This is a genomic window from Rhizobium sp. PP-F2F-G48 (assembly GCF_004342335.1).
Taxonomy (GTDB): Bacteria; Pseudomonadota; Alphaproteobacteria; order Rhizobiales; family Rhizobiaceae; genus Ferranicluibacter.
In genome coordinates, this window is sequence record NZ_SLVH01000032.1 from 1 (window position 1) to 1,515 (window position 1,515).

The 1,515-nt window shown below is 56.4% G+C and carries 1 protein-coding gene and 1 pseudogene; both read left to right on the forward strand.

Features of this window, described 5'->3' with window-relative positions:
- The coding region (locus C8J36_RS24670; RefSeq protein WP_132537891.1) for a transposase at positions 1 to 153 on the forward strand (153 nt) is incomplete at its 5' end.
- Positions 154 to 873: 720 nt separating this feature from the next.
- Positions 874 to 1,419, forward strand: a pseudogene (locus tag C8J36_RS24680) (LysR family transcriptional regulator); the annotation flags it as partial.
- Positions 1,420 to 1,515: the final 96 nt, after the last annotated feature.

Genomic DNA, 1,515 nt, shown 5'->3' on the forward strand with positions numbered 1-1,515 from the left:
CACGATCCTTTTCTCTACAGGAAGCGCCACAAAATCGAGAACATGTTCGGCAGGCTCAAGGACTGGCGGCGCATTCACACCCGCTACGACCGCTGTGCACATACCTTCTTCTCGAGCATCTGCATCGCGGCCGCTGTTATCTTCTGGCTCTGACTTTTATGAGTCCTGAGCCTAGGCAGTATTGCGAGCGCGAAATTTAGGTAACCGACTGAATCAGGAGATACTCACTAGTAGTGCGGCTCCAGGCGCACTGCTTCTGTCGCTGACGCGAGGTCGTGGTCGGCAATGCTGTGGCAACGACTAGCAGAGCTGCGCTTTCCGACAACGTTCCTGGTCGCCGATCGAACTCACCAGCGAAGCGACGTCTTCAGCGCAGCGATCCTTTTTGCCGCAACTGTCGCGGCGCTGATTGGCCCTTCAAGACCTTCGAAAAACTACTGAACAGGGACACCATATATCCTTTATTTCAGGGCAGGTCGCCCTTGTCGCCGGAGCAGCCCTCGGCCTTGGATTTGCCACTGCAAAGGCATTCGCCGAACAGGCGCGGCCACCGTCTGGTCGGCCACGGAAGACAACGTCCAAAAGGTTGGCGAGGGCCTCTCTGCCGCGAGTCATACCGCTGTCGATCACCTAAGATTTCTCCAATCCAGAACATGACGGGGTAATTGGGCAAGCCGTCTGGCCTCGCTACGATGCCGAGAAGGACAATTATCTCAGCCTGTCGCTGCCAAAGACGAAAATTAATGTCACAGCCATTCGGCGATACCGACAATTCCAAGTTTTGGGATAAGATGGGGCTTTATTAGGCTCGGTGGTTTCTTGTTCAAATTTACCGATGACCGCAATGTCAGGGCAGGAATGGATAGGACATCGATGCTGCGCGCCAGTGTAACCGACCTTTTGGCGTTCATTGCGGTTGCCCGTGAACGAAGCTTCACAAGGGCCGCCGCCCAGCTCGGAGTCAGTCAGTCGGCACTGAGCCACACGATCCGGGGCCTTGAAACCAGGCTCGGCGTGCGCCTGCTCACAAGATCAACCAGGAGCGTTGCGCCGACGGCCGCCGGAGAGCAGCTCCTGGAAACGATCAGGCCACGCTTCGAGGAGATCGAAGAAGGCCTCAACCAAATCGCGGAATTTCGAGAGAAACCGAAGGGATCGTTCCGTATCACCGCCACGACCTTTGCCGCGGATACCGTTCTTTGGCCGGTCCTTCGGGATTTTCTGCCGAAGCACCCCGATGTTCAGGTCGAAGTCGTTCTCGATTACGGACTGACCGATATCATCACCGAACGTTGTGACGCTGGAATCCGTCACGGGGGCGAGGTAGCCCCGAACATGATCGCGGTTCCGGTCAGTCCGGAACTTCGCATGGCTGTTGTCGCGACACCCGCTTATTTCGAGCGCCATCCAGTGCCGCTGTGTATGCCTCCGCCGAAGGCCGTCTGCCCTGATTTGGTGATTGGCTTTATGTCCATGCCTTATGTCATGCGCTACAATCATTTCCCCTATTGAGGT